At 65.8% G+C, this 2,068-nt stretch carries 2 protein-coding genes; one reads left to right on the top strand and one right to left on the bottom strand.

The genetic code is table 11. From position 1 onward, the window contains the following. Window positions 1-873, bottom strand: an 873-nt coding sequence (locus tag ACFE99_RS23595; RefSeq protein WP_375489088.1) for a hypothetical protein, incomplete at its 3' end; no start/stop codon positions are given. Between the two features lie 111 nt (window positions 874-984). Between ACFE99_RS23595 and ACFE99_RS23590 the strand changes: the two genes are divergently transcribed. Continuing rightward, window positions 985-2,068: glycosyltransferase 87 family protein (locus ACFE99_RS23590; RefSeq protein WP_375489092.1), on the top strand; the 1,084-nt coding region annotated here is incomplete at its 3' end.

The raw sequence follows: 2,068 nt of genomic DNA, 5'->3' as shown, positions 1-2,068 counted from the left end.
GCCGCCGCTGCCGCTTGCAAGGGCGCGCTGGATTCCTTCGGGTGGTGGGGCGGCGTGCACCTCGCGGTCCAGTTCCGCGTCGACCATGTCCTCGTCGGGCAGCCGCGGCGTACCAGCAACCATGTTCTGCAGCCACAGCTTGACCCCGACGACCGGGCGGCGCAGGTTGCGTTCCCGTTCCAGGGCGCGCCGCATCTTGTCGAGCTGGGTGTTGTATCGCCAACGGGCCCACGGAGCATGTGGACGCGACAACCGGATGGCCCCGACGACCAGCAGCACAACGAAGAACATGCCGATCAGACCGGTCCACACCTTGCCTTTGAGCAGCACCACCACGGCCAGCGGCGGTGTCAGCACCAACCCGGCAATGACCGCGGCGTGCATCAGCGGCGAATGGGTGTCCTGCCAGGCGGCCAGGAAGAACATCAGCGGGTGCAAGCCGAGCACCAGCAGTCCGCCCACCGCGACACCGGCGAACACCGCGTCCACCGAGGTGCGGCCGTCCTCTTCCCAGTAGACGTCGGACAAATGCAGTATCAACGCGTACTCGTCGAGCACAAGGGCCGCACCGATGCCGAAAAACGTTGCTGCTGCGGTGACTTCATATTGGTTTCCGGTGATGGACAAGGTCACCAACGTCACACCGGAGATCATCACCAACACCACGCCAATGACCACGTGGTGGAGATGCATCGACCCGATGTGGATGTTCCGCGGCTGCCACCATTTCGGCGGCAGCCCGGCGTCGGCTCGGTGACGGATGTAGCGCACGAAGCTGCGCGTCACGGCAAAAGTCAGAATGAAGGCGACGAGGCAGCACAGCAACGGCAATCGACCGCGCTCGATGATGTCGTGTTGCAACCACTGGAGCACCTAAGAAAACGTACGCCCACCGCGCGCCCGGTGCGGCTAACCATGCCGCTTTGATGTGCACGCAACACCGATAGGGTGTTCTCCGACATGAGCGGACAGGGGTCGCCCGACATGGGCGCGTGGCGGGCGATCATCGGGCGGATCGCCGTGTGGTGTGTGCTTCCGCTGCTGGCCATCGCGGCGTTGAGCTACGCGAGTTGGCGGCTGCTGGGACACATCCCCTACCGGATCGACATCGACGTCTATCAGATGGGCGCACGGGCCTGGTTGGACAACCGCCCGCTGTACAAAGACGCAATGTTTCACACGCCTATCGGGCTGAACCTGCCGTTCACCTACCCCCCGCTGGCCGCCATCGTGTTCTGCCCGTTCGCCTGGTTGCGGATGCCGGCTGCCAGTGTTGCGATCACCTGTACGACGCTGGTGCTGCTGATCGTCTCGATCATGGTCCTGCTGACCCGCCTCGATGCCTGGGGCTCCTCGCGTCTGCTGGCCGGGCCGGCCTGGTGGCGCCGATGGTGGTTGGCGCTGGCGGTGGTGGCAGCTGCGGTGATCTGGCTGGAGCCGATCAAGTCGAACTTCGCCTACGGTCAGATCAACGTGGTGCTGATGACGCTGGTGATCGCCGACTGCCTGCCACGCCGCACGGCGTGGCCCCGCGGTGTGCTGCTGGGGCTGGGCATCGCGCTGAAACTCACTCCCGCGGTGTTCCTGCTGTATTTCCTGTTGCGCCGCGACCGGCGCGCCGCGCTGACTGCCGGGTGCTCTTTTGCGGCGGCGACGCTGGCCGGTTTCGTGCTCGCCTGGCGCGACTCCTGGGAGTACTGGACCAACACAGTGCGCAACACCGATCGGATCGGCGCAGCCACGCTGAATACCAACCAAAACATTGCAGGCGCGTTAGCCCGGTCCGGCCTGGGCGAGCCGGAACGCTTCCTGCTGTGGGCGCTCGGGTGCCTGCTCGTGCTGGCCGTAACGATATGGGCGACGCGACGGGCGCTTCGCGCCGGTGAGCCAGCCTTGGCGGTCATCTGTGTCGCCCTGTTTGGGCTGGTGGTTTCGCCGGTGTCGTGGTCACACCACTGGGTGTGGATGCTGCCGGCGGTCCTGGTAACCGCGGTGCTGACCTGGCGGCGGCGCAGTGCGGCACTTGCGGCGGTCAGCGGCGCCGGAGTGGCGCTGATGGTGTGGACAC

Origin of the sequence: uncultured Mycobacterium sp. (assembly GCF_964249325.1) — a bacterium.
Taxonomy (GTDB): domain Bacteria; phylum Actinomycetota; class Actinomycetes; order Mycobacteriales; family Mycobacteriaceae; genus Mycobacterium.
This window is presented reverse-complemented; position numbering and strand designations above follow the sequence as displayed.